This is a genomic window from Luteimicrobium sp. DT211 (genome assembly GCF_049844995.1).
Taxonomy (GTDB): Bacteria; Actinomycetota; Actinomycetes; order Actinomycetales; family Cellulomonadaceae; genus Luteimicrobium.
The window spans coordinates 45451-71467 of sequence record NZ_JBNCMC010000005.1 but is presented as its reverse complement, the minus strand read 5'-3'; the positions used below and the strand labels follow the sequence as shown (position 1 = coordinate 71467).

19 protein-coding genes and 3 tRNA genes are annotated in these 26017 nt (G+C 73.9%); 10 read left to right on the top strand and 12 right to left on the bottom strand.

What is annotated here, in order from left to right; all coding sequences use genetic code 11:
• Positions 1–13: 13 nt before the first annotated feature.
• Entirely contained in the window at positions 14–1069 is a 1056-nt protein-coding gene (locus ACLQ14_RS14265; protein ID WP_425814128.1) for a hypothetical protein, read from the bottom strand.
• Positions 1070–1257: 188 nt separating this feature from the next.
• Between ACLQ14_RS14265 and ACLQ14_RS14260 the strand changes: the two genes are divergently transcribed.
• The 4 genes from ACLQ14_RS14260 to ACLQ14_RS14245 all read left to right on the top strand — a co-directional run bounded on the left by ACLQ14_RS14260 (position 1258) and on the right by ACLQ14_RS14245 (position 4836).
• Positions 1258–1992 carry an ABC transporter ATP-binding protein gene (locus ACLQ14_RS14260; protein ID WP_425814126.1) on the top strand — a complete coding sequence of 245 codons (735 nt, stop codon included), beginning with the start codon at positions 1258–1260 and terminating at the stop codon, positions 1990–1992.
• A complete protein-coding gene (locus ACLQ14_RS14255) occupies positions 1989–3488 on the top strand; it encodes a DUF6297 family protein (RefSeq protein WP_425814124.1) in 1500 nt (499 codons plus the stop codon). The genes ACLQ14_RS14260 and ACLQ14_RS14255 overlap by 4 nt, the downstream gene beginning before the upstream one ends.
• A 47-nt stretch (positions 3489–3535) precedes the next feature.
• The gene (locus tag ACLQ14_RS14250) at positions 3536–4048 is read left to right on the top strand and encodes a TspO/MBR family protein (RefSeq protein WP_425814122.1); all 513 of its coding nucleotides are present in this window, start codon (positions 3536–3538) and stop codon (positions 4046–4048) included.
• A gap of 74 nt (positions 4049–4122) precedes the next feature.
• Positions 4123–4836, top strand: a complete 714-nt coding sequence (locus ACLQ14_RS14245) for an MBL fold metallo-hydrolase (RefSeq protein ID WP_425814120.1) — start codon at positions 4123–4125, stop codon at positions 4834–4836.
• Positions 4837–4863: 27 nt separating this feature from the next.
• On the opposite strand, the gene ACLQ14_RS14240 is transcribed toward ACLQ14_RS14245, so the two are convergent.
• Positions 4864–5457, bottom strand: coding sequence for a TetR family transcriptional regulator (locus ACLQ14_RS14240; RefSeq protein WP_425814118.1), 594 nt, complete (start codon positions 5455–5457; stop codon positions 4864–4866).
• 126 nt (positions 5458–5583) lie between these two features.
• Here ACLQ14_RS14240 and ACLQ14_RS14235 point away from each other — a divergent pair, with 126 nt between their 5' ends.
• Entirely contained in the window at positions 5584–6792 is a 1209-nt protein-coding gene (locus tag ACLQ14_RS14235; RefSeq protein ID WP_425814116.1) for an FAD-dependent oxidoreductase, read from the top strand.
• 77 nt (positions 6793–6869) lie between these two features.
• On the opposite strand, the gene ACLQ14_RS14230 is transcribed toward ACLQ14_RS14235, so the two are convergent.
• Positions 6870–6942: transfer RNA gene (locus ACLQ14_RS14230), tRNA-Arg, on the bottom strand.
• 226 nt (positions 6943–7168) lie between these two features.
• Between ACLQ14_RS14230 and ACLQ14_RS14225 the strand changes: the two genes are divergently transcribed.
• Positions 7169–7960 (top strand): ABC transporter ATP-binding protein, encoded by a 792-nt coding sequence (locus ACLQ14_RS14225; protein ID WP_425814114.1) that lies wholly within the window; start codon positions 7169–7171, stop codon positions 7958–7960.
• Positions 7957–9330: an FtsX-like permease family protein gene (locus tag ACLQ14_RS14220; RefSeq protein ID WP_425814112.1), complete on the top strand. Its 1374-nt coding sequence runs from the start codon at positions 7957–7959 to the stop codon at positions 9328–9330. Before ACLQ14_RS14225 ends, ACLQ14_RS14220 begins: the two co-directional genes overlap by 4 nt.
• 18 nt (positions 9331–9348) lie before the next feature.
• Here the strand turns inward: ACLQ14_RS14220 and ACLQ14_RS14215 are convergent, their stop codons facing one another.
• On the bottom strand, positions 9349–10398 hold the full coding sequence (locus ACLQ14_RS14215; protein WP_425814110.1) for a zinc-dependent alcohol dehydrogenase family protein: 1050 nt from the start codon (positions 10396–10398) through the stop codon (positions 9349–9351).
• Between the two features lie 84 nt (positions 10399–10482).
• Between ACLQ14_RS14215 and ACLQ14_RS14210 the strand changes: the two genes are divergently transcribed.
• The gene (locus tag ACLQ14_RS14210) at positions 10483–12543 is read left to right on the top strand and encodes an MDR family MFS transporter (RefSeq protein ID WP_425814108.1); all 2061 of its coding nucleotides are present in this window, start codon (positions 10483–10485) and stop codon (positions 12541–12543) included.
• A 35-nt stretch (positions 12544–12578) separates the two neighbouring features.
• On the opposite strand, the gene ACLQ14_RS14205 is transcribed toward ACLQ14_RS14210, so the two are convergent.
• A tRNA-Ser gene (locus ACLQ14_RS14205) sits at positions 12579–12667 on the bottom strand.
• Positions 12668–12898: 231 nt separating this feature from the next.
• Between ACLQ14_RS14205 and ACLQ14_RS14200 the strand changes: the two genes are divergently transcribed.
• Entirely contained in the window at positions 12899–16678 is a 3780-nt protein-coding gene (locus ACLQ14_RS14200) for a LamG-like jellyroll fold domain-containing protein (protein ID WP_425814106.1), read from the top strand.
• Positions 16679–16687: 9 nt separating this feature from the next.
• Here the strand turns inward: ACLQ14_RS14200 and ACLQ14_RS14195 are convergent, their stop codons facing one another.
• Together ACLQ14_RS14195 and ACLQ14_RS14190 are read right to left on the bottom strand one after the other, a co-directional pair.
• On the bottom strand, positions 16688–17344 hold the full coding sequence (locus tag ACLQ14_RS14195; protein ID WP_425814104.1) for a uridine kinase: 657 nt from the start codon (positions 17342–17344) through the stop codon (positions 16688–16690).
• A gap of 28 nt (positions 17345–17372) precedes the next feature.
• Positions 17373–18950, bottom strand: a complete 1578-nt coding sequence (locus ACLQ14_RS14190; RefSeq protein WP_425814102.1) for a gamma-glutamyltransferase family protein — start codon at positions 18948–18950, stop codon at positions 17373–17375.
• Positions 18951–19024: 74 nt separating this feature from the next.
• On the opposite strand from ACLQ14_RS14190, the gene ACLQ14_RS14185 reads away from it, so the two are divergent.
• Positions 19025–19780, top strand: coding sequence for an SDR family NAD(P)-dependent oxidoreductase (locus ACLQ14_RS14185; RefSeq protein ID WP_425814100.1), 756 nt, complete (start codon positions 19025–19027; stop codon positions 19778–19780).
• A gap of 17 nt (positions 19781–19797) precedes the next feature.
• Here ACLQ14_RS14185 and ACLQ14_RS14180 read toward each other — a convergent pair.
• The 5 genes from ACLQ14_RS14180 to ACLQ14_RS14160 form a co-directional block, all read right to left on the bottom strand.
• Positions 19798–19882, bottom strand: a tRNA-Ser gene (locus ACLQ14_RS14180).
• Between the two features lie 166 nt (positions 19883–20048).
• A complete protein-coding gene (locus ACLQ14_RS14175) occupies positions 20049–20606 on the bottom strand; it encodes a GTP-binding protein (protein WP_425814287.1) in 558 nt (185 codons plus the stop codon).
• Positions 20607–20823: 217 nt separating this feature from the next.
• Positions 20824–21246, bottom strand: a complete 423-nt coding sequence (locus tag ACLQ14_RS14170; RefSeq protein ID WP_425814098.1) for a DUF742 domain-containing protein — start codon at positions 21244–21246, stop codon at positions 20824–20826.
• Positions 21247–21269: 23 nt separating this feature from the next.
• A complete protein-coding gene (locus ACLQ14_RS14165; RefSeq protein WP_425814096.1) occupies positions 21270–21719 on the bottom strand; it encodes a roadblock/LC7 domain-containing protein in 450 nt (149 codons plus the stop codon).
• Positions 21720–21797: 78 nt separating this feature from the next.
• Complete coding sequence (locus ACLQ14_RS14160; protein ID WP_425814094.1) at positions 21798–25841, bottom strand: ATP-binding protein; 4044 nt, start codon at positions 25839–25841, stop codon at positions 21798–21800.
• Positions 25842–26017: the final 176 nt, after the last annotated feature.

Genomic DNA, 26017 nt, shown 5'->3' with positions numbered 1-26017 from the left:
GGCGACAGCCCGCTCAGGATGCTCCGCCAGGGCCGTCGACGTCACCTCCGGCCTCCGGGTCGACCTCCACGTCCTGGGGCGCGTCGGCGAGCTCGTGCGCGTCGTCAAGGTCCGGGTCGGCCTCGTCGACCACGTCGGAGTCGGCCGTCGCCGCGTCCGCCGCCGGATCGTCGAGGACGTCGTCGGAGTCGTCGGCGATCGCCTCGACCTCCGCGACCGGGGTGTCGACCGGATCGACGCCGAGGTCGACGAAGGCGATCTCCAGGTCGTCGGGATCCAGCGGCAGCGTGGATCCGTCGGGCAGGACGTCGTCGTCGACCGGCGTCGGCGCGCCGACGATCTCCTCGGCCGGGAAGATCGAGGCCTTCTTGTTGAGCGCGCGCTGCATCGCCGTCACCAGGCTCGACGGGCTGGAGACGACGCCGTCCACGTGCGTCCCGAAGCGCTTCTGCAGCGCGCGGACCGTGGCGCCGTCGAGCTGGCCGTCCGGCGCCATCCCCAGCCACCGCTGCATCGCGATGACCAGGAGCGATCCCCCCGGACCGGCCTTGAGGCCGCCGACGTTCTTGTTCGCGTCAGTCCGGACCTGGCCGGAGATCACGCCGTCCGGCCTCGTGCCGAACCGGCGCTGCAGGGCCTTGGTCGTCATGGAGCCCCAGACGCCGGTGACCGGGATCGTGCGGGGGCCGCCGAGCGTGTAGACGCGCACTCCGTTGAGGTCCTCCGACCAGCCCAGGTACGGGCCCTGGAAGAGCGATGCGACCTGGTCGACGCTCGACCACAGGCTGATCTTCGCGCCGTTCGTCGACACGACCTTGCCGTTCCCGAGGACGACGGCCACGTGCCGGAACTTCGACGGCGTCCGGAAGAACACCGGGACGACGACCCCCGCGGGCGGCCTGCCGGTGTGCCGGTGCGCGGCATGGTTCCAGGCCGCGATCGCGGACCCGAACTTCGGGCCGACCCCGAACACGGTGCGCGTGAACTGCAGGCAGAGCCCGGCCTGCGGCATGTGGCCGCCGACGCGGCCGAGTGCGAACTCCTGCGCCTTCTTGCCGGTGCGGATCATCGGTCCTCCTCCGGGCTCCCCGCGGCGCGACGGCGCGCCGCGCGGTCAGAGGGGTGCCACGTACAGGAAGGAGGGCCCACGGGCGCCGTTTCGTACGGTGCCGACTGCCGCTCCGCGACGTTCCCTCGCACCGGTGTCCAGGGGACGCAACGACCCGACCGCACCGGCCGCGGCTAGGCTCGGCCGCGATGGCACCGCGACCGACCCCGCGCCCCGCAGACGACGACCCGACCCCGCGCAGCACTGCCGTGCTGCGGTGCGAGCGGCTCACGATCGGTTACGCGGACATCCCCGTGGCCGCCCCGGTCGACGTCGAGCTCGCGGCGGGAGACCTCGTCGCGGTGATCGGGGCCAACGGCACCGGGAAGTCGACGCTGCTGCGGACCGTGCTGGGCCTCCAGCTGCCCGTGACCGGGGCCGTCACGGCGTTCGGGCGAGCCGTGGACGAGCGGTCACGCGACCTGCGGGCGCGGGTCGTGAGCGTGCTCGACGACGACGCCTCCTTCCCCGGCCTGACCGTCCGCGAGCACCTGACCCTCGTCGCGCGAGCGCACCGGGTGTCCGACACTGACGCCGTCGTCGACGCGGCCGTCGACGCGCTGGGACTGGGAGCGTTCGAGGAGACCTTCCCGCATGCTCTCTCGTCGGGCCAGCGCCGCCGGTTCCTGCTCGCGTCCGCGTTCGTGCGCCCGCGCGAGCTGCTCGTCCTGGACGAGCCCGAACAGCGCCTCGACCTTCACCTCCGCGACCGCCTGGCGGAGCTCCTGCGCGAGGAGGCCGACGCCGGCGTGGCGGTGCTCTTCGCAACCCACGACGAGCGCCTCCTCACTGCCACCGGGGCCCATGTCCTCGCCCTCGGCGAGGGCCGCAGCGTCCTCCTCGATCCGCACGACGGGCGGGGCGAGCTGGCGAGGATCCGGTGACCGACGACGACGCGCCACGTCCGCTCCCTCGGCCGCGCACCGACGCCGACGCGTCCGTCAGCGGACGGCGGCTGCGACTCCTCACCGCCCGCACGACCGCGGCACACTCCCCCCGGTCGCCCGAGCCGCTCACGGACGTCCTGTTCGCCGCGATCAGCTGCCTGCTGACCGTCGGACTCGTGTCCGCCGTCGTGCGGGGGCTGAGGCAGGCCGTCTCCCCCGGGGCCGACGGCACGTGGGGGGCCGGCCTGCTCCAGGGCCTCGGGCTCGTCGCCCTCGTGCTGGCCGGGGCGTCGCTCGCGCTCCGCCTGGGCCCCGTCGTGACCACGACGGCGCAGCTCACCTGGTGGTTCCCGACGCCCGTGGAGAGGCGCGGCCTGCTGGCGACGCCCGCCTGGCGGGCTCTCGCGATCGGCATCGTGGGCGGAGCCGCAGGGGCGGCCGGCGTCGCGGCCGTCGTCGGCGCGAGCACGGGACCGCTCGTGGCCACGGGGGCGCTCGGCGCGGCCGGCGGTCTCCTCGTCGTGGCCGGTGCGGGACTGATCCAGGGCACGGGCTCCGCGCCGCGCGCCACGCTCGCGCTCGACATCGCGCTGGCCGCCCTCCCCGTCGTCGCTGCGATGCTCGGCACGCTCGGGGGCCACGACGAGGCGTGGTCCCCGACGTTCGTCGTGACCTGGGCCCTCGGCGCCCTCGGTGTGGTCGGTGCGTGCCTCTGGGCCGGGCGGATCGGCCGGCTCGGCGTGCCGGAGCTACGTCGAACCGCCGCGGCGACGACCCGCGCGTGGAGCTCGCTGCTCTCGATGGACGCGCGAGGGCTCGCGAGCGCCGTCGAGCTCACGCCCGGGCGAGCACGCCGCCGACGGTCGCGCCGCCTGCGCGTGGTCCGTGGACCGGCGAGCGCGCTCGTGACCGCCGACGCCGCCCTGCTCCTCGCTGGCCCGGCCCCGCTCGCCCGGCTCGTCGGCATCGCCGGGCTGGCGGTCGTCGCCGAGCACACCGGCGCGCTCGGGAGGGGCGCCGGCCTCTACGCGGTGCTCGCCCTGACCGGCTACGCGGCGGCCCACGTCGCGGCGGCGGGAGCGCGCGTCGCGGACGAGAGGCCCGCCCTCGAACGTCTGCTTCCGATGGGAGCGCGGGCTGCGCGCGGGGTCAAGGCCGTGGTCCCTGCCGTGTCCGCCGTGGTCGCGCTGGCAGTCGCGGCGGCCCGTGAGCCCGGGCTGCTCCCGACGGCGCTGGTCGCGGGCCTCGCCCTGGGGGCGGCAGCGGTGCGGGCCGCCTACCGCAAGCCGCCGAACTGGTCCGCACCGCTGTTGGCGAGCCCGGCGGGTGGCATCCCAGCCGGGTACGTGGCGCACGTGCTGACGGGACCGGACTGCGCCCTGCTCGGCACGCTGCCGCTGCTGGGTGCCGCTGCCACCGGCCCGACGCCGGCGTGGCTCGGTGCGCAGGTCGTCGTGGCCCTCGGCGCTCTGTGGTGGGCGACGCGGCCCTGACCCGGCTCGCACTGCCCAGGTCGCCGAGGGCGCCTACCGTCGACCGGATGAGCCTTCGAGACGTCGTCCGCCGCTTCGCCAGCCAGCCCGCGACGATCGTCGCCACGACCGGGGCGACGGCCGCGGCGGCCGTCGTCGGCAGCCTCGCCACGGACGTCGACGGCCGGTGGTACCGGCGGCGCGAGCTGCCGCCGTGGCAGCCGCCCCGCCTCGCGTTCCCGATCGTCTGGACGACGCTGTACGCCGACATCGCGGTGACCTCGGCGGCAACCCTCACCCGCCTGCGGCAGACCGATCCCCGGGCTGCTCGCCGGTTCGGCACCGCGCTCGGCGTCAACCTCGCCATGAACGCCGGCTGGACCGCCCTGTTCTTCCGGGCCCGTCGCCCGTCGCTCGGCGCCGTCGGCGCGCTCGCCCTCGCCGTCAGCTCGACGGACCTCACCCGTCGAGCCGCGGCCGCCGACCCGGCCCACGGCGTGGCACTGGCGCCCTACGCAGCGTGGTGCACGTTCGCGACAGCGCTCTCCGCAGACATCTGGCGCCGCAACGGCGACTCCTGATTGGCTATTGCCATTAGCCTGAGGGCTATGTAGTCTCGAGGCAGCAGGTCAGCCCGACGGAAAGAAGCGCCACCGTGAAGCTCGCTCCGCACCTCCACCGCCTCGGCAACGACATCGTCGCCGCCTACCTCGTCGACATGCCCGACGGGATCACGCTCATCGACGCCGGACTGCCCGGCCACTGGGACGACCTGCAGGAGGAGCTCGCCTCCCTCGGCAAGCAGACGTCCGACATCAAGGGCCTGGTCCTGACGCACGGGGACAGCGACCACATCGGCTTCGCGGAGCGGCTCCGCCGCGAGGCCGGCGTACCGGTCTACGTGCACGCCGCCGACGCGGCCCGGGCACGCACGGGCGAGAAGCCGAAGACGCCGATGGGCCACCTCAAGGTCGGTCCGACGTTCGGCTTCTTCGCCTACAGCCTGCGGAAGAAGGGCTACCGCACCGCCTACGTCGAGCAGGTCGAGGAGGTCGCCGACGGCGACGTCCTGCCGCTCCCCGGTTCACCCGTCGTGATCGGCATGCCCGGCCACTCGCCCGGCAGCATCGCCGTGCACGTCCCGGCCGTGGGCGCCGTCTTCGTCGGCGACGCCCTCACCACCCGGCACGTGCTGACCGGACGGGCGGGCGCGCAGCCCGCACCCTTCACCGACGACCCCGCCGAGGCCGGCGAGTCGCTCGACCGGCTCGCCGGCCTCCAGGCGTCCTGGGTGCTGCCCGGTCACGGCACGCCCTGGCACGGGAGCCCGTCCGAGATTGCAACGGCAGTCCGGGCGGCGGTCGCCTGATCGTCGCGGTGACCCCTGCGACGCCACTCACCCCGCTGGGGAGGCCTCGGCCTGCCATCCCTGAGCGAGGATCTCGAACACCGAACGCACCGCGACCTCGACGTCGTCGCGGCCGGCCGTCAGGATCGCTGTGTCAAGGACGTATCGAGCAAACGCGGCACTCGCGATGTCGTCAGCCGGCCGACCGAGTTCGCCGGCGATGACCGCGGCCAGAGCATCCGCGTGCTCGAGCCACGAACGCTCGCTGTAGGCACGCAGCGTCGGGGTGCCGGCGATGAGCTGTCTGCGCGCCGCGAGCTTCGGATCGAGAGCGAGAGGGACCCAGGTCGCGAGCGCGTGGTCGCGAAGCGCCTCGAGGATCGTCGCGCCTGGCGGCCGCTCGCGCACAACCCGCTCGAGCGTGCTGTCGAGGTCGTCGTCGCGGTCGAAGACGAGGGCTTCCTTGCTCGGAAAGTAGTTGAAGAGCGTCGCCGTCGCCACGTCCGCCCGCTCGGCGACCTCGTTCACGCTCACGGCGGCGAACCCTCGCTCGAGGAACAGCTCGAGCGCGGCGTCGGCGATGGCGCTGCGCGTGGCGGCGCGCTTGCGGCCCCGGCGTCCGACGTTCAGCTTGTCACCCATGAACCCGAGCGTACCGGTTTATCGACTGGATCCAAACTTAGAGTGACTCCATTTTGGTGCTACGTTGATCCCACGGAGGCGGCTCCGGAAGGGGTCCGCTCTCATCGCCGAACGAACGGCAGGCTCATGAGCACCCCCACACTCTCCGCAGCACGCATCAGCATCATCGGCGCCGGGCCCGGAGGGCTCACGGCCGCCCGGATCCTGCAGCAGCGCGGCATCGACGTCACTGTCTACGACCGCGACAGCGGCCCCCGCGCCCGGAACCAGGGCGGTTCCCTGGACCTCCATGACGACGACGGGCAGGTCGCACTCCGAGAAGCCGGCCTCATCGATCAGTTCTTCGCCCTCGCGCGATTCGAGGGTCAGGAGATGCGCATCCTCAAGCCGGACGGAGGCATCATCTCCCATCACGTCCCCGAGGCCGGCGAAGCGATCTCGCCGGAGATCGATCGCGGTCAGCTGCGCGGGCTCCTGCTCGATTCCCTGATACCGGGCACCATTCGGTGGGGACACGAGCTCGTCTCGGTCAGCGGCAACGACGCCGGCCCACGCACCTTGACCTTCGACGACGGCCGCACCGAAGAGGCGGATCTCGTCATCGGGGCCGACGGTGCCCGCTCGCGCGTCCGGGCCGCGGTCTCCGCTGCCCGCCCCGCCTACGCCGGCGGCACGTTCCTCGAAGCCTGGTTCGACGAGATGGACACCGAGCACCCCGAGCTCGTCGAGCTCGTCGGAGGCGGCAGCGCCACGGCCTCCGACGGAGACCGCGCCCTGTTCGCCCAACGCAACAGCGGCGGCCGCATGCGCGTCTACGTCATCCAACGCGCGACAGCCGACTGGATCGCCGAAGCCGGGCTCCAGCCCGACGACACCACCGGGATCCGCGCCCACCTGACCACGCAGTTCGCGTCCTGGTCACCGGCGCTGGTGCGGCTCATCACCGACAACGTCGGCCCCTACGTGGACCGGCCGCTCTTCGCCCTCCCCGTACCCCTGACGTGGCAGCACTCGCCCAACATCGCGCTGCTCGGCGACGCCGCACATCTCATGCCGCCGCTCGGCGTCGGGGTCAACCTGGCCATGCTCGACGCGGCCGAGCTGGCCGTCGCGATCGCCTCGGCATCCAGCCTGGACGAGGCCGTGACGGCCTACGAGTCGACCATGATCCCGCGGTCGTCCGAGATCGCGCAGATGCTGGACGGCGGCGTCGAGATGCTCTTCGACGGACGGGCATGGGAGCTCGGAGCCGACGACGGCCCCGGCGACCGGGACGACGAGGCTCGGCCCCCGCGCACCACTACGAGCCCAGAGGCCCGCCCGACGCGATCGTGAGGGGTGTGCGAGAGGAAAGGGGTACTGCGAGAACGACGAAGGCCCGGAACCGTTGCGGTTCCGGGCCTTCCAGTGTGTGCGCCCGAAGGGATTCGAACCCCCAACCTTCTGATCCGTAGTCAGATGCTCTATCCGTTGAGCTACGGGCGCGTGGCTCAGTTCTCTCGAACCGGCCGACGGAAAGACTACCGTGCCCCGGCGGCGTTCCCCAAACCGGATAACCCGCAAGACGCCCGCCAGCGCCCGTCCGAGACGGACGTCACACCCTCGAGGGACCCACTGGGGCGCGCGGGTCCACCCCCGGTCGCACCCGCGACGACGCAGGTCCAGCCCACCGCCCGACGCGCAGGATCCCCGCGGGCAGAAGGCTGGGACCATGACGCAGCCCCTCCTCTCCCCCGCCCCCACACGCGCGACACCGCCCGGGCTGCCGGTCGGCCAGCGGCCCACGACGCCGACCCCGCTCGTCGCGACGGGTCTCACCAAGACCTACGGCACGTCGGGCGCCACGACGCAGGCCCTGGCCGGCGTCGACCTCACGATCGCGCCGGGCGAGTCGGTCGCGATCATGGGCCCGTCCGGCTCCGGGAAGACGACGCTGCTGCACTGCCTCGCCGGGATCATCGCGCCGACGTCGGGCACGGTGCTGTGGCGCGACGAGGACCTCGCCTCCCTCGGGGAGGCGCGCCGCACGGCCCTGCGCCGGCAGGACTTCGGGTTCGTGTTCCAGTCGGGCCAGCTGCTCCCGGAGCTCCCCGCGGTCGAGAACGCGGCCATCCCCCTCATGCTCGACGGCGTCCCCCGGGCCGAGGCGACCCGCGTCGCCGCCGGGTGGCTCGCCCACCTGGGGCTGGCCGGTCTCGAGCAGCGCCGGCCGGGCGAGCTGTCCGGCGGCCAGGCGCAGCGGGTCGCGATCGCGCGCGCTCTCGTGGGGTCGCCGGGCGTCGTGTTCGCGGACGAGCCGACCGGCGCCCTCGACCAGGCGACCGGGGCGGAGGTCCTCGCGGTGCTGACGTCGGCGGTGCGCGCGTCGGGGGCGGCGCTCGTCATCGTCACGCACGACCCTGGCGTCGCGCGGCACTGCGGCCGGACCCTCGCGATGCGCGACGGGCAGGTCGTCCGCGAGTTCGTCGCCCCGACGACGGCCGCCACCGAGGCCGACCGGTGACCCGCCTGAAGGCCACGGTCGCGCTGTGGTGGCTGCTACGCCGTCGTGCGCGGGGAGCGGCGGGCGACAGCGAACCGGCCCGCCTGACCACGGCGCTCGCTGTGGTGGCGTTCGCGACGACGACGGCGATCCTGCTCGTGGTCGTCGGCGGGTTCATGGCCTTCGTGGCGCGGGCGGGCGGGTCGACGGGCATCGCCGAGGGCCTCGACGCCGACACCACCTCGTACACGACCCAGTACCCGCTCTACGCGGGGATCGCGTCGCTGCTCCTGGTGGTGCCCCTGGCCACGCTGGGCGGCGCGGCGGCGCGGCTCGCCGCGGCGCGCCGGGACGCGCGCCTCGCGTCCCTGCGGCTGGCGGGCGCGACGACCGGGCAGGTGACGCTCCTGGCAGCGCTGGACGCCGGCGCGCAGGCGCTGGTGGGCGCGGCGTTCGGGGTGGGCGCCTATCTCGCGCTGCTGCCCCTGGTGGCGCAGCTCCGGTTCCAGGGCCGCACGTTCGACCTCGGTGAGCTGTGGGTGGGCCCGTGGGTGGTCCTCGCCGCGCTGGCCGGGGTGGTGCTGGTCGCGCTGGTCTCGGCGCTCGTCAGCCTGCGTCGCGTGGCGATCACGCCGCTCGGCGTCGCCGCCCGTGTGACGCCGCCCGGCCTGCGGTGGACGCGCCTGCTGCCGTTCCTCTTCGCGGGTCTCGCGATGGTCGTCGCCGTGAACACGTCGTGGGCGTCGGAGGCGATCGTCATCGCCGTGCTCACGACCGTGCTCGTCGGGGGCTTCGCGACCCTCAACGTCATCGGGCCGTTCGTGATGTCGCTGGCCGGCCGGGTGACCGCGGGCCGCGCCCGACGGGTCCCCGCGCTGCTCGCCGGGCGACGCATCGTCGACTCCCCGAAGACGGCGTGGCGCTCGGTGGGCGGGGTCGCGCTCGCGACGTTCGTCGCCGGCCTGACCAGCATCTTCGCCCTGATCGACCCCTCCGACCAGGCGCCGGCCGACCGCGTGCTGCTGACGGACCTCAAGACGGGCGGCTTCCTCACCCTCGCGATCGCGGGAGTCCTGGCCGCGGTGTCGACGGGCGTCCTTCAGGCGGGCCGCGTGATCGACCAGCGCTCCGAGTACCGCGCGCTGCGCCTCGCGGGCACCGACGAGCGCACCCTCGACCGGGCCCGCCTGGACGAGACCCTCGTCCCCCTCCTCGTCGCGGTGGGCGTCGCGACGATCGCCGCCCTCATGCTCATGCTCCCGGTCCTCGGCGTCACGGCGCTGGCCAACGTGGCGGTCGTCGCCCAGTTCCTGGCCTGCGTCCTGGCCGCCTCGCTCCTCGTCCTGGCGGCAGCCTGGACCACCCGCAGGATCGCCCACACCCTGGCCTGACCACCGAGCCGGCTTCGGTCAGGGACGCAGCAGCACCTTGATCGCCCGCCGCTCGTCCATCGCCGCGTACGCCTCGGCGACGTCCTCCAGACCCAGCTCGAGGTCGAACACGCGCCCGGGCTCGATGGCGCGCGACAGGACGTCCGGCAGCAGCTCGGGGATGTAGGCGCGGGCGGGCGCCATGCCGCCGCCGACGGTGAGGTTCCGGGAGAACAGGTAGCCGATGGGCAGCTCGGAGCCGCCGGCGGGGACGCCGACGTAGCCGACGCGCCCGCCGCCGTGCACGGACCCGAGGGCCTGACGCATGGACTCCTTCGTGCCGACGCACTCGAGGGCGCTGTCGGCGAGGTCGCCGCCCAGGAGGTCGCGGACCGCGGCGATCCCCTCGTCGCCGCGTTCCGCGACGACGTCGGTGGCCCCGAACTCGCTCGCGAGCTCGGCGCGGTCGGCGTGCCGGCTGACGGCGATGACACGTTCGGCGCCCAGCCGGGACGCCGCGAGGACTCCGCTGAGCCCGACCGCGCCGTCGCCCACGACGACGACGGTCGAGCCGGGCCCGACGCCGGCGCTCACGGCGGCGTGGTGCCCCGTCGACATGACGTCGGAGAGGGTGAGGAGGTCGGGGACGAGCGCGTCGTCGACGGGCCCCGGCACGCGGACGAGCGAGCCGTCGGCCAGGGGCATCCGCACGTACTCGCCCTGCGCGCCGTCGACCGGGTGCCCGTCGCGGTCGGGGCCGCCGAACATGGTGACGTGGTCGCACGCCGACGTGAAGCCGGCGCGGCACGACTGGCAGGTGCCGTCCGAGAGCGAGAACGGCGCGATCACGAAGTCGCCGGGCGCGGCGACGGTGACGTCGGCCCCGACCTCCTCGACGACGCCGACGAGCTCGTGGCCGATGGGGTGGGGTGACCGCGTCTCGCGGACGCCGCGGTAGGGCCAGAGGTCGGACCCGCAGACGCAGGCGGCGACGACGCGGATCACCGCGTCGGCCGGCGTGAGGATCTTCGGGTCGGGGCGCTCTTCGACGCGGACGTCGCGGGGCCCGTGGATGACGGCAGCTCGCATGGCCCCATTCTGCCCGCGTCACCCGGGGATGGTGTCGTGGGGCTTCCACGCGCGCCCGACGGTTGCCGGGAGCACAGTGGAACCGTGAGCGCGACGCCGCAGACCGAACCCGCCGGATCCCCCGCCGCTGCCGAGGGGGCGCCCGAGCACGTGAGCGCGAACGTGTGGGTCGTCTTCGGCGCCCTCATGCTCACGATGTTCCTTGCGGCGCTCGACCAGACCATCGTCTCGACGGCGCTCCCCACGATCGTCAGCGACCTCGGCGGCCTCGACCACCTGTCGTGGGTCGTGACGGCCTACCTGCTGGCGAGCACCGCGTCGACGCCGCTGTGGGGCAAGCTCGGCGACATGTACGGCCGCAAGGGCATGATCCAGGCCTGCATCGTGATCTTCCTGGTCGGCTCGGCGCTCTGCGGCCTCGCGCAGAACATGCCCGAGCTCATCGCGTTCCGCGCGATCCAGGGCATCGGCGGCGGCGGCATGATGGTGCTCACGCAGGCGATCGTCGGCGACGTCGTGCCGCCCCGCGAGCGCGGCCGGTACCAGGGCTTCTTCGGCGCGGTGTTCGGCGTGACGTCGGTGGGCGGCCCGCTGCTCGGCGGCCTGTTCGTCGACCACCTGTCGTGGCGCTGGGTCTTCTACATCAACCTGCCGATCGGGATCGTCGCACTCCTCGTGATCAGCTCCGTGCTGCACCTGCGCCGCTCCCACCAGCGCCACGTCATCGACTACCTGGGCACGCTGGTCCTGGCGGGGATCGCGACATCGCTCGTGCTCATGACGTCGCTCGGCGGAGTGAGCTACCCGTGGGGCTCGTGGCAGACGTTCGCGCTGGCGGGCATCGCCGTCGTCCTGCTGGTGCTGTTCGTCCCCGTCGAGCGCCGGGCGGCGGAGCCCGTCATGCCGCTCAAGCTGTTCCGACTGCCTGTCTTCAACGTCACCGCGGCCATCGGGTTCATCGTGGGGTTCGCGATGTTCGGCGCGCTGACCTTCATCCCGACCTTCCTCCAGGTGGTGCACGGGGTGTCGGCGACGACGTCGGGCGTGCGGATGCTGCCCATGGTGCTCGGGATGCTGCTGACGTCGATCGGCACGGGCCAGATCATCAGCAAGACCGGCCACTACAAGATCTACCCGATCTTCGGCACGGCCATCACGGCGATCGGGCTGTGGCTGCTGTCGCTGCTGGGCGTCGCGAGCACGACCCTCGAGATGAGCCTCGCGTTCCTCGTCCTCGGCCTGGGCCTCGGGCTGGTCATGCAGGTGCTGGTGCTCATCGTGCAGAACGCGGTGCCGTACGAGGACCTGGGCGTCGCGACCGCGGGGGCGACGTTCTTCCGTTCGATCGGCGGCTCGTTCGGCGTCGCGATCTTCGGGTCGATCTTCTCCAACCAGCTCGCGCGCAACATCACCGACGCGCTCGCCGGCCAGCAGCTGCCGGCCGGCTTCGACCCGACCGTCGTCCAGGGCGACCCGAAGGCCGTCGCCGACCTCCCGCCGGCGCTCGCGGGAGAGATCATCGGGGCCTACTCCGACTCGATCTCGACGGTCTTCAAGTGGGCGGCGCCGATCGCGCTGATCGCGTTCGTGCTGGCCTGGTTCGTGAAGGAGCAGCCGCTGCGCAAGACCGTCGGGGTCGCTGACATGGGCGAGGGCCTGGGCGGCTCGCCCACGGAGCGGACGTCGCTCGAGGAGATCCAGCGGTCGCTCAGCGTGCTCGGGAGCCGCGAGGCCCGGCACGACCTGTATCGACGGGTCGCGGACCGTGCGGGCGTCGACCTCAGGCCGCTCGCGGCCTGGGCCCTGCTGAGGCTGCACCACTTCGGGCCGACGACCTGGGCCGACGTCGAGGCGCGCGGCAGGGCGCGCACGCCCCGGCTGGAGGAGGCCTACGCGGAGCTGGGCGCGCGCGGCTTCACGCGCGAGGACCCGCCCGGGACGGCGGTGCTGACCGAGAGCGGGCTCGCCGCCGCCGACGCGCTGGCCGCCGCGCGTCGCGACTCGCTCGCCGAGCTGCTCGACGGCTGGGACCCCGAGCAGCACGCCGAGCTCGCGGCCATGCTGAGCACGCTCGCCCAGGCGCTGGGCGGCGCCGACTCCGAACGTCCCCGGGACGTGGAAAAGGCCCGGGCAGGCGATGCCTGACCGGGCCCTCTCGGAAGCCTTGACCGCTTCTTGAGCGGAGACGGAGGGATTTGAACCCTCGAACGGGTTGCCCCGTTACCACCTTAGCAGGGTGGCGCACTAGACCTGACTATGCGACGTCTCCTCGCCGATCGCGGTTCCGTACCACCCGCGGGACGAGTCCCAGGGCGGCACGGCTACGGACCAGGCGACGCCAGGCTACCCGTGGTGGCCGCCCCGGAGCAAAACTCACCCGCCGACGCGCGGCGCAGCACGTATCACGGGGACGGTCGCCGGGGTCGTTCCCCGCGATGCCGGGCGCACCAGCGCCCGACCTGTCGGCGGGGACCCGACGGGCAACCCCGCGAGGGATCCCATGTCCGCGCTCATCGACTACACGCTGGACCGCGCGAAGGTCCACAACCCCGGCGGCTCACGAGCCGCCACCTTCACCGGCGTCACGGTCGTCGCCGGTCCCGGGCACACGGCGCTCGGGAACTTCCCCAAGGCGCTCGACCTCGGCACCGCCGGCAAGGCGAAGGTCGACCTCGCCGGCCTGACGCCCGACGCCGCCCGGTTCACGGTCCAGGTCGCCCTCAAGGTCGACGCGCTCCCCGCGAGCGCCCAGACCGTCCTCGCGTCCACGCTGCTGCCGTTCTCGCTCACGGTCGAGCGCTCGGTCGGCACGCCCACCGGCGTCGCCGTCGTCGGGCGGGTGACTCCCGCGGCCGGCGCGAAGCAGGGCGCGAGCACGACGTTCGCGACGGCGATCGCGCCGGGGACCTGGCACGTCGTCGCCCTCGCGTACGACACCGACACGATCGGGGTGTACGTCGACGGGGCGCTCCAGGCGGTGCACGCGTTCCCGAACGGGGCCGTCACGGTCGCCGCGGCCGGCTCGCTGTTCCTCGGCACCGACGCGCAGGGCGGCTCGCACTTCGGCGGCGCCCTGGCGGCCGTCCGCTGGTCCGACGACGTCCCCGCCGACCTCGAGGCGCTCCTCGACGCGCGGCGCACGGCCCCCGAGTGGTACCTGAGCTACAAGGACGAGTCGCTCGTGCTCGCGGGCCTCGACCTGGGCGATCCCCGGTCACCCATCACCTGGTCGGCCGCGATCGGCGCCTCGACGCAGGCGTTCCAGAACGGCTTGCTCATGTACTCGGAGGACGCGGGCGTCGCGTTCGAGATGCACGGCGCGATCTGGCAGCTCTACGCGGCTCTCGCCGACACGGCCCCGCTCGGCGCGCTCGTCAGCGACGAGACGAACAGCCGGGCGGCCGGTGGCCGCAAGTCCCTGTTCACGTCGGGCGGGATCTACTGGTCGGCGGGGACCGGGGCGTTCCCCGTCGTCGGGCACCTGTACCTGAGCTACGAGCGGCTGAACGAGGCCGCGGGTCTCGGCTTCCCGACCGCGTTCGCCGACGCCGTCCCCGGCGGCCTCGAGCAGGTCTTCCAGAACGCGCGGCTGTACCTCAGGGCCGGGGCGAGCGTGGCCCACGAGCTGCACGGCGCGATCCTCGGCCACTTCCTCGCGACGGGCGCCACGGGCACGTGGGGCTTCCCGCTCACCGACGAGAGCGACGTCGTGCGCGACGGCACCGCGCTCGGCCGGTACAACGAGCTGGAGAACTGCACGATCTACTGGTCCGGCGCGACGGGCGCGTTCGAGGTGCACGGCGACATCCGGCGCAAGTACCGCGACCTCGGCGGCCCCGGCGGCCAGCTCGGCTTCCCGACGTCGGACGAGGGCGACATCCCCGGCGCACCCGCGCCGGCCCGGTTCAACACGTTCCAGAACGGCAGCCTGCTGTGGTTCGGGACGTTCGACGGGATGATCGTGGCGACCTCGTTCTCGCTGTTCCTCAGCACGGTGAACACCGTGGAGTCCGAGGGGCTCTTCATGGGCCAGAACGACGTCTACCTGCGGGCCATGGTGGCCGACGGCGCGGCGATGATCGTCAACCAGCGGTGGCCCGCGTCGGGCGACTCCGACGACCACAACGTCGTCCAGCCGAACCTGCGCCTGCCCGCCCAGGGCGGCATCACGACGAACCGCGCCGACCAGGTCCTCACCGTCACGATCGACGTCTGGGACTCGGACGACGGCGCCCCGTTCGGCGGCGGCGACGACCACCTCGGCACGTGGACCACGCAGCTCACGATGGCGAACGGCTGGGGCCTGCGCGAGTCCGGGGGTGTACTCCACTCCGGGCACTTCTCGAACATCAACGACATCGTGCTGTCCGTGCAGCCGACGCCGCCCCCCGGGGGCTTCGCCCCGAACGACCACTGGTGGGCGGTGCAGAACAAGGGCACGCAGGACATCGCGTTCACCGACTACGCGACCGCGTTCAGCGACGTCGACTCCGACCCCGAGTGGTGGGACCTCGACGACGACCTCGACCGGCTCTTCTACGCGCTCGTGGTCGACGGCCTCGCCCGGGGCGGGAACTGCTTCGGGATGAGCCTCGAGTCGATCTACGCGGACAAGGGGCAGAGCGCGTTCAGCCTGCCGCTCTCGCGCTTCCGCGACTGGGACCAGCTGCGCCAGACGTTCAACGTCAAGCACCAGTACCAGGTGGGCTCCGCGCCGATCTGGTGGTTCGTCGACCAGTTCGTCTCGGGTCGCACCCACGACCCCAAGGCCGTGTTCCTCGAGACCCAGGCGGCTGCCGCCCGCGGGGACGACCCCGTGCTCTGCCTCGCCCAGAACGCCGACTTCAGCGGGGCGCCGCACTGCATCCGGCCCATCGGCTGGGACACGTCGACGAGCCCGTGGACCATCACGGTCCACGACCCGAACTTCCCCAGCACGAGCCGCACCCTCCAGGTGGACCCGAACGCCAACACGTTCCACTACGCCGGCGCCGGGGCCACCTACGACGGCACGTCGTCGAGCGGCGGCCGGCTGCACTACATGCCGTTCCACCTGCTCAGCTCGCGCGAGCACACGCCGGTGTGGGACGCGATCCTGCTGATCCTGGCGGGCACCGTCCTGATCCTCGGGTCCGACGCCGAGACCGTCTCGCTCACCGACGCGCAGGGCAACGACCTCGACGCGTTCGGGTCGCGGGCGGGCCGGCTCGAGGCGGCGGGCGCCCCGCTCGACGACCTCTTCTTCGGGGTCCACGGGTTCAACGCCGGGCGGCTCGTGCCGGGCGCCGGGGCGTCCGACGCCGCCCGGGTCGCGGTCGACCGCGCCGCAGCGCTGCGTCCCGTCGGCACGGGCCCGGTGATCGACGACGGTCCCGTGCACGGCGTCCCGGTCCACACCGGCCCGATCCACACCGGGCCCGTCGTCGGACCGGTCGTCACCGGCACCGTCGGCACCCCGGCGCAGTCGCGACCCGTCGTCGGCGAGCTCAGGCTGCGCCGTCGGGCGAGCGTGCGGGACGTCACCCTCGGCGTCCGGCCGCCGATCCGGGTGGTCCTCGGCTCGGTCACGCTCAAGCAGGTCGCGGCCGGCGGGGTCACACGCAGCCGGGTCGCGGCCGCGCTCGCGCAGGACCCCGCGGTGCACGGCACCCTGGGCGACGCGACGGTCCACGAGGTGGTGAGCAACCCGAAGCTCGTCGCGCGGCTCGGCACCACGGCGCAGGCCGCGCTCGGGGCGCTCCAGCTCGCCGCCGCCTCGTCCGACTACGTCCACCAGGTCCGGGCCGTCCGGGCAGGCAGCCTCGACTACGCCGTCCGGCACGGACTCTCGAAGCTCCACCTGACGGCGCCCGTCGCCTCCGGCGAGACCGCGTCGCTCGCGCTGAGCGGCGTCGGGACCGCGCGGACGGTGCTCGGCGTCACCGCCCAGCACGACAAGGCGGCGAGCCTCCGCATCGACCAGAAGCTCGGCGTCACCGGCGACTCGCTCCGGCTCACGCTCGACGGCGTCCCGCTCACCGGCGGCCAGGCCGCGCAGATCAACGCGAAGCCCGGCATCGGCGGCGTCGAGGTGGTGTCCGGCGGGGCGCAGGTCGACGTGACGGTGTCCGTGGAGGCCGTCGTCGGCGGGCGCAGCACGAGCCACCGGTTCAGCGTCCCCCTCCAGGACGGCGTCCGGATCGACGCGGCGTCCGTGCTCGCGGCGGGCGGGCTGGGCGTCAGCAGGATCGGCCAGGTGTTCGGGCCGTCGCTGTCGAAGTCGGTCCTGCCCTCGCAGTGACCTCCGGCGTCAACGTCGCCCGGTGGTGCGGTCCAGCACCGCCGGGCGGCGTGCGTCGTCCACGTGCACGACGAGGTCCGCCTCCTCCGCGGGACCCACCTCGCGCTCGTAGCGGTCGTAGGCGGGCAGGGTCCAGCGCTCGTCGTCGGGAGTACGCCGGCGCAGCGTCGCCGGGCGTGCCGCGAGGTGGACCGTCAGGTCCGCCGGCAGCCCCTGGCCGAGGAGCAGGGCGCCGTCGAGCACGAGCACGGACCCGGGCGGGGCGTCGCGCGCGGGCTCGCGGGTGGGCCGGTCCGTCGTCGGGTCGCGGAGGCTCGGCGTGAACCGGCCCGAGCCGCCCGGACCGAAGGGCCGCAGCACCTCGCGCTCCAGCGCGGCCGCGTCGAGCCACGACTCGTACAGGGCGTCAGGGTCCTCGTGCCCGCGCTCGAGACGGAGCGACGCCGCGCGCAGGAACGCCCCCGCGCCCACCCGGAACGCCGCATGACCCGAGGCCCGGAGCGGCTCGACCAGGGCGTCCGCCCAGCCTTCCGGGTCCGTCGACGGGTGCCCGTCGACGAGCACGCGGACGCGGCCCTGCGCCGAGCCGTGCCGGCCGACCAGCCCCAGCACCCGGGCCACGACCAGCTCGACGACCCCGTCACGACTCGTCGGCTCGACCACCACTCCCCCAGCATGCCGGGTCGGGGCCAGGTCAGACGCCGGAGGCCGCACCGATGACCGCGCGGGGGTCCGCGGCGCCGGCGCGCACGCCCTCGTCGGTGACGTCGATCAGGTGGGCGTGACCGAACCCGACGCCGGCGGCCGCCTCGACGACCTCGTGCCCGCGCTCACGCAGTCCGTCGGCCCACGGGCTGCCGTGCTCCACCTCGACGCGCACCGCGTCCTCCCAGGTGTCGAAGCCCGTGGCGCCGCTGTCGAGGCGCCAGCGGGACGCCCCGATCGCCTCCCCGGCGGTCGCGCCGCCGGCGAGCAGGCGGGCGAGGACCTGCAGCAGCAGCTGCGGCTGGGAGTCGCCGCCCATGGTCCCGACGACGGCGCGCAGCGACCCGTCCGGCCGCGTCACCAGCGCGGGGGTGAGGGTGTGCGGCGGGCGGCGGCCGGGTCCGTACTCCGCGGGATGACCGGGGCGCAGGGTGAACCCGACGCCGCGGTTCTGGAGGTTGATGCCCGTGCTCGGCTCGAACAGCCCGCTGCCGAAGCCCGCGGCGTTCGACTGGATGAGCGAGACGGCCAGCCCGTCGCCGTCGACGACGCACAGGTAGGTCGTGTCCCCGTCGCGCTGCGGCGGGTCGAAGCGCGGCGTGCGGCGGGCGGGGTCGATCTCGGCGCGCAGCGCGTCCGCCTCGCCGAGCGGCGCCGTCGCGCCCTCGTGCAGGACGTCGAGCCGGTCGTGCCCGGCCGCCCGGGACGCCTCGACGAGGAGGTGCGCCCAGAGGGGGTCGTCGGCGTCGTCGGGCAGGTCGAGGCCGTCCGCGATCTCGGCCGCGAGGAGCAGCAGGTACCCCTGCGACGCGGGCGGCGTGCTCCACAGCGTGTGCCCCCACGCCCGCGTCGAGATCGGCGCCACCCAGTCGGCGAGGTTCCGCGCGAGGTCGGACGCGTCGTACTCGGGGCGCACGCCGCCGCGCGCGTCGACCGCCCCGAGCGCCAGCAGGCCCGCCCCGAACTCCCCGCCGTAGAACGCGTCCCGCCCGTGCGCGGCGATCCCGCGCAGCGTCCGCGCCACCCCGGGCCGACGCACGACGGCGCCCGGGCGCGTCGCCGCCGACAGGTCGCCCGCCCCCTCGACGTCCTCGAGCCGCGACGCCGGCCGGACCAGGATCGGGGACGCCGGGAACCCCTCCTCGGCGAGTCGCACCGCCGGCGCGACGAGGGCCGCGAGGTCGCGCGTCGCGTAGCGCGCGTGCAGCGCGAGCACCCCGTCGACGCACCCGGGCACCGGGACGGACCGGATGTCGCCGTGGAACGGCATGGACGTGCGGCCCTCGGCGCGCAGGCGCTCGGGGTCGGCGCCCGAACCGGCACGGCCCGACGCGTCGAGCGCCGCCGGCGCGCCGCCCGCGCCGTGGACGAGCGCGAACAGGTCGCCGCCCAGGCCGCACAGGTGCGGCGCCGTCACGGCGAGCACCGCGTGCGCGGCGATCGCGGCGTCAACGGCGTTGCCGCCGCCCGCGAGGACGTCGACCCCGGCGGCGGTGGCGAGGTGGTCGACCGTGCACACCATCCCGCGAGGTGCGTATCGGGTGGCGGTGGGGAACGCGCTGGTCACGGGGTCGACAGTAGACCCGCGGCAGGCGGACCGAGACCGTGCCCCAGGCTGAACGCCCCGGATAGCCTGACCCGATGCAGCTGGAGAACCTGTTCAGGCTCCGTGACCGTACCGCCCTGGTGACGGGCGGGAGCTCGGGCATCGGACGCGCGATCGCCGTCGCGCTCGCAGCGGCGGGGGCGCACGTCGTCGTGGCCGCGCGGACCCGTGCCACCATCGACGCCACGGTAGCCGCGATCCGGGTCGGCGGCGGGTCTGCCGACGGGGTCGTGGCGGACCTGGCGACCCGCCCCGGTGCGCATGCGCTGGCCGACTCCGTCGGCGACGTGGACGTCCTCGTGAGCTCCGCCGGCATCAACCTGCGCCCGCCCATGGCCGAGCTCGACGACGCCACCTGGGACGCGACGATGGCAGTCAATCTCGACGCGCCCTTCGTCCTCGGCCAGCGCCTCGCACCCGGGATGGCGCAGCGCGGGTTCGGGAGGCTGATCCACATCAGCTCGCAGCAGGCTCACCGCGCCTTTGCTGCGAGCGGCGCCTACGGCGTCTCGAAGGCCGGCCTGGAGGGGCTGGCGCGGTCGCAGGCCGAGGCGTGGTCAGCGCACGGCGTCACGGCGAACGTGCTGGTCCCCGGGTTCGTGCTGACGCCGCTCAACGAGCGGCTCGGCTCCGACCCCGCCGCCGTCAAGGCCCTCGCGGCACGCACGCTCGTCGGCAGGAACGGCCTCCCGGAGGACTTCGCCGGGCCCGCCGTGTTCCTCGCGAGCCCCGCGTCTGCGTACGTCACCGGGCAGGCCATCGCCGTCGACGGCGGGTTCTCCGTGCACTGAGCACGGGCCGCAGGGAGCGGAGGGTGAGGGATTCGAACCCCCGGTCCCTTGCGGGACAACGGTTTTCAAGACCGTCACATTAGGCCGCTCTGTCAACCCTCCTCGCGCCGGAGCGCGCGCCGCCATTCTTCCATGCGCACGACACCGGTCCGCCACCGCGCGACGCGCAAGCCGGACCCCGCCTGCGGGCCCGCCACCCGCGAGACGACCGGGGACGACGACAGCCCCCACCTCCGGAGGGAGGTGAGGGCCGGCGTCGGGCGGGACGCTACTGCGCCGCGGCGCCCTGCTGGGCGCGGAGCTGCTGCATGGCGAGCTGCACGAGCGCGACCAGCGTCTGCTTGGTCGCGGCGCGCGAGCGCGCGTCGGTGTAGAGCATCGGCACGTGGCCGCCGATCTGCAGGGCCTCGCGGACGTCCTCGAGGCGGTGCTTGGCGACGCCGTCGAAGCAGTTCACGCCCACGACGAACGGGATGCCGCGCGACTCGAAGTAGTCGATCGCCGGGAAGCACTGGTCCAGGCGCTCGGTGTCGACGAGCACGACGGCGCCGATCGCGCCGCGCACCAGGTCGTCCCACATGAAGAGGAAGCGGTCCTGGCCGGGCGTCCCGAACAGGTACAGCCACAGGTTGCCCGGAAGGGCCACGCGGCCGAAGTCCATGGCGACGGTCGTGGTGGTCTTGCGGTCGCTCACGCCCCCGGCGTCGTCGACGCCGACCGAGTGCTCCGTCATCGCGGCCTCGGTGTTGAGGGGCTCGACGTCGGAGATCGACCCGATGAACGTCGTCTTGCCGACGGCGAACCCGCCCGCGACGACGATCTTCACGACGGTCGGGGCGGCGCGGCCGACCTCGGCCGCGGTGCCCTGCGAACCGTCGTGGGCGGCGGCCGGGGCGGGCTGGCCTGTCGGGCCGCTCTCGTTCGGGACGCCACGGAGCACGGGCGGCGCGGGCTGCGTCGCGACGGGCTGCCCGGCGAACGACGCGCCGGACCCACCCCCGACGCCGACCGAGGTCCGCACGGGCGCGCCGGACGGCGCGGACTCAGAGGGAGGAAATGCCATTGAGAACACTCTCCAGGACGCTCAGCGACAGGCCCGGGTTGTGGCCGTGGCCGGTGTGGACGTTGACGGGGGCGGACGTGTGGACGGTGACGTAGCCCTCGTCGGACAGGTCCGCGACGAGGATGCGGACGACGCCGAGGGGCAGGCGCAGGAGCGCGGAGAGCTCCGCGACCGAGACGTAGTTGTGAGCGGCGTGCTGGAGGATCGCGCGCTTCTCGGGCGGCAGGCCGTAGCCGTTCACCGCGCCCGGCATCACCTCGACGAGCGCCTCGAGCGGCAGGTCCGACGTCGCCGAGCGCACGCGGCCGCCCGTGACGGCGTACGGGCGCACCGTGGCGGCCTCGTACACCTCGCCGGGTGGCACGGGTACGGCGGGGATGCCGCCCGGGACCGTGTTCGTCACCGACCTCACCTCGTCCCTGGTGGTCAGCCCTGCGACGTGCGCGTGGCGCCGTCGACGGGCAGGTTGCCCCGCATCTCCGAGATGAGCTGCGGTGTCAGCGTCGTCTCGGTGCGCGAGACGAGCATGGCCATCTCGTAGCCGATCAGGCCGACGTCACAGTTTGACTCAGCGACGACCGCCAGAACAGACCCGTTCGAGATGTTCATCAGGAACAGGAACCCGTTGTCCATCTCGACGATGGCCTGGCGCACGTTGCCGCCACCGAGCTGGCGGGCAGCGCCGCGCGTGAGGCTCGACATGCCCGAGACGATCGCCGCCAGCTGGTCGCCGCTGGTGCGGTCCAGCTTCTCCGACATCGCCATGAGGAGACCGTCGGCCGACACGACGAGCGTGTGACGGCTCCCGGGCACCGTGCGCACGAAGTTGTCGAGGAGCCACCCGAACGTGGTTGCCTCGGTGCTGAGTGCGTTCACTCTTCCTCCAGGTCAGGTGCTGCGGTTGCAGCACGTCTTCGTTCGCCCGTCGCGACGTCCACGACCGGCCGGGCGGTGCTAGGCGCGGGAGCCGTCCCCCGCGGTCCCCGGCCCGTCGGTGCGACCGTACGGCCCTCCGAACGCGGCCTCGAACTCGGCGTCGAGGTCCACGGACGGCTGGCCGACCGCATCTTCGCGCGCCCGGCGGGTCGCGCTCTGGAACGCCCGGAGCCGTTCGCGCAGCACCTCGGCGTCGCGGTCGATCCGGTCGTTCGCGCTCTGCTGGCCCGTGGACTCCTGCTGGCGGCGGGCCCGACGGGTGAGCGTCGGCCCGGTCGTCAGCTCGACGACGGGCTGGTAGGTGGCGCCCGTGGGCGCGGGGTCGAACGAGCTCGTGCGCAGCAGCGTCGTCATCTCCTCGTACAGGACCGCGGACGCGAGCCACTCGGACTTCGCGGTCACGGGGTCGACGACGTACTCCGCGTCGAGCGGGTCGAGCGATCGCGGGCGCAGCGTCCGGCCCGTGAGCTCCGCGCTCGTGAGCGTCGGACGGGGGTCCTCGCGACGAGCCGGGAGCACCGGATCCGCGATCGGCTCGTACGCCGTGCCGGCGGGCTCGTACGCCGCGGCCGCGGGCTCGGCCTGGGGGGCCGCGACCGGCGCGGGCGTCTCGGCACCGAACGACGGCGCGGGCGTGGCGGACGGCGTCGGCTCCGCGGCGGGTGCCGGCGCGGGCAGCGCCGACGTCCGCGTCACGCCGGTGAGCCCGAGGGCCTCGGCGGAGTGGATGGACGACGCCGGCACGACGGGCGTCGGCTCCGTCAGGGTGCGGAGCGCCTCGGTGTAGGCCTGCTGCGAGTAGCCGCGCCGGAACCAGCCGCGGTTCCGCTTGGCGGCCTCGCGCACGTCGCGGCGCGTCGGCAGGTTCGTGAGCAGGTCGTCGAACGCGGGCAGGGCCTGGTCGAACGCCGCGGCGTCGTCGAGCTCCGCCGCAGACGTGTCGACCTCCTGGCCGGATGCGGGCGCCGGCTCGTACGCGGCCGCCGGCTCGTACGCGGCCGCCGGCTCGTACGCGGCCGCCGGCTCGTACGCGGCCGCCGGCTCGTAGGCAGTGGCCGGCTCGGGCGCAGCCTCGGCCGCGTCGTCCTGCTGTCGGCCGAAGTAGCCGCCGAGGTCCGAGTAGGGCGACGCCGTCTCACCCTCCGTGGGGGGCTCCCACAGCGCGGAGGCGGCCTGCGCCTCGGAGAGCGCCGAACCCTGCTCGCCCCGGGACGGCAGCGACGGCTCACCCTGGACGAACTGCGGCTCCCAGCTGGTGTCCTCGAGCTCGAACGCGGTCGCGTCGACGTCGGGGACGGCCGGCGCGTAGCCGTAGGAAGCTGCCGCGGGCTCGACGGGCGGGGGCGGCGGCACGTCGCTGACGAGCGCCGGCGGCGCCCACGAGGACGCGGGCTCGGGCTGGGCGACCGTGGGCTCGGGCTCGTCCCGCGCGACCAGCGCCTCGTACGAGGGCTCGTCCGAGACGGGCTCCCCCGGGGCCGCGGCCGGCTCGCCGGACTCGGCGCGCTGGCTGAGCTGGCTCATCGACCGGAAGCCCGAGAACATCGACGTGCGGACGACGTCGTCGGGCACGGCCACCAGGTCGACGGCGGTCTCGTCGGGCAGCTGGTGCGGCGACGCGGCGGACGGCTCGAGCGACAGCGGCAGGGCCGCCGATGCCGGGTCCGGCGAGAGCAGCGGCGTGGGTTCCGGCGCGACCGACGTCTCGCGACGACGGCTGGGCAGCGCGGTGGCGCCGGACGCGGCCTCGGTCGGCGGCGCCCAGCGGGCACCCTCGCCACCGAGGTCGGCGGCGAGCTCGGGCGCGCTGAGCGGCGGGAGCACGAGGTTCGCGGCGCTGTGCGTGGGGGCGGACGGCGCGGCGCCGCGCACGGGGAGCCCGCTGCCGATGGTCTCAGGCGCGCCCTCGGGGCTCGCGGTCCGGCGCTTGGGCATGCCGGTCGCGGTCGTGCCGTCGGTGAGCGCGGCCAGGTCGACCGGGACGGCGACCTCGGGCTCGGGCTGCGGCAGCGGCAGGGGTCCCGAGGGGTGCGCGGGCGCGGGCGTCCGGGCGGGAAGGCTGTCGGGGGCGGCGCCGCGGCCGAGCTGCCCGACCGCGGCCTGGGTCTCCGCGGCCAGCGGGTCGGTCGGCTCCGGCAGCGGGACGTTGGTGTCGCTGACGAACAGGACCGCCGGGAACGACACGACGACGGTGGTGCCCTGGCCGCTGTCGCCCGACGACGTGAACTCGACCGTCGCCCTGAGGCGCTGCGCCAGGCGGCCGACGACGTAGAGGCCGAGGCGCTGCGCGCCGAGCACCTCGGAGGCGCCCGACGACGCGACGCGCGACCGCGCCTCCGTGAGCTCCTCGGGGCCCATGCCGAGTCCGTAGTCCCGGATCATGACCTGCACGCCGGACGACGTGCGGTTGGTCGACACCTCGACAGGGGTGTGCGGCTCCGAGAAGCGGGTCGCGTTCTCGAGCAGCTCGGCGAGCAGGTGCGCGGCGGACAGCGCGTTGTGGCCCAGCATCAGCGGGTCGACCGGGAGGATCAGGCGCACCCGGTCGTACATCTCGATTTCCGACGACGCCGTGCGGACCACGTCGGAGGTCGGCATCGGCTGACGGACCCGGCGGCCCGAGTCGATGCCGGCGAGGACGAGGAGCGACTCCGCGTTACGCCGCATCCGGGTCGCGAGGTGGTCGAGGCGGAACAGGTTCGACAGCGAGCCCGGGTCCTCCTCGGTGCGCTCCAGGTCGTCCAGGAACGAGAGCTGGCGGTTGAGGAGCACCTGGTCGCGGCGCGCGACGTTGACGAACATCTCGGCGATCGAGCCACGGAGCGCGGCCTGCTCCTTGGCGACCGAGATGGTCGTCGCGTTGACGTCGTTGAACGCGCGTGCGAGCTGGCCGACCTCGTCGCTCGACTCGACCGGGATCTCCTCGAGCGCGAGGTCCGGGCCGCGGCCGGGCTCGGCCACCTGCTCGACGAGCGTCGGCAGCTCTTCACGGACAGTCGCGGCGGCGTCGGTGAGGCGGCGCAGCGGGCGCACGATCGTGCGGGCGATCGCGAGCGCGATGATCACCGAGAGCGCGAACGCGAGCACCCCGATGCCGATCGTCACGGCGGCGCGCGTCGTCGCCGACGTCTGCAGGTCACCGGCCTTGGCGTCCACGGCGGACGCGACCTCGTCGCGCATCGCTGCCGTGGCGACGGTCTGGTTCTGCGACGTCTCGAGCCACTGGCCCGCGTTCGCCTTGTTGGCCGCGGAGACCTCGGACGAGCGGATCGCGTTGCGGAGGATCTGGTAGATCCCGGAGACCGTGGGCACGTCGGCGTGGATGCCGAGGGCCGACAGGGTGTTGGAGAGCTGGCTCGCGCGCGTCGTGTCGTCCTCGATGAGGCCGGAGATCTGCACGGCGTTGGCGACGACGCCGGCCTTGACGAGGTCCTCGAGCGACGCGTTCTTGTCGAACGGGTCGGCGAGGACCTGGTAGCCGCCGGTGGTCTCGAGGGCCATCTGCGTCGTCAGCGTCGAGGCGGCGTTGTAGGCGTCCACGAACTGCGCCAGCGTACGGTCGGACGCCGTCTCCGACAGGAGCGACCCGATGTTCGCGGCGAGCCCGACGACGTTCTGGTACGAGTTGTCGATGTAGTTCGCGGTCTTGTCGATCGAGCCCGTGGACTCGGCGACGTCGACCTGGCGGCGCACCGTCTCGATGCGGTCCTTCGCGGCGAGGGAGGTGGTGACGGCCTTCGCGAGCTGGTCGTTGAACTGGCCGAGCGACAGGGCGCGGAGCGCCTTGTCGCGGTTCGCGAGCGTCGTGTCGGTGAGGTTGCGGGCCTTGGCCAGCGCGTCGACCGCGTCCTTGTCGCCGCCGGTCGCCTGCCACGTCGCGAACCGCTCGGCCTGGACCGCGTCGAGGAACGCGTCCTGGGTCGCGAAGACGGACGTCAGCGAGTGGACGGCGCGCGCCTGGCGGGCGTCCCCGATCGCCTGGGACGAGATGTACGCGGCGGCCACGAAGAGGACGAGGACCGGCACAGCGAGGGCGGCGAGGATCTTCCCTCGAACGCTCAACCTGCGGAGCATACGCACCTTCCTGTCGGCGCTCTGATCAGCGCCTTCATCTGCCGGGACGGCTCGCGCGCGTCACGGGACCGTGCGCGTAGGGCAACGCCACGAACGAACTTCCCGCTAACTATCCGCGATCGGACCGCGAACACCTAATCCGGACCGCGGTCCGGATCAGCCCC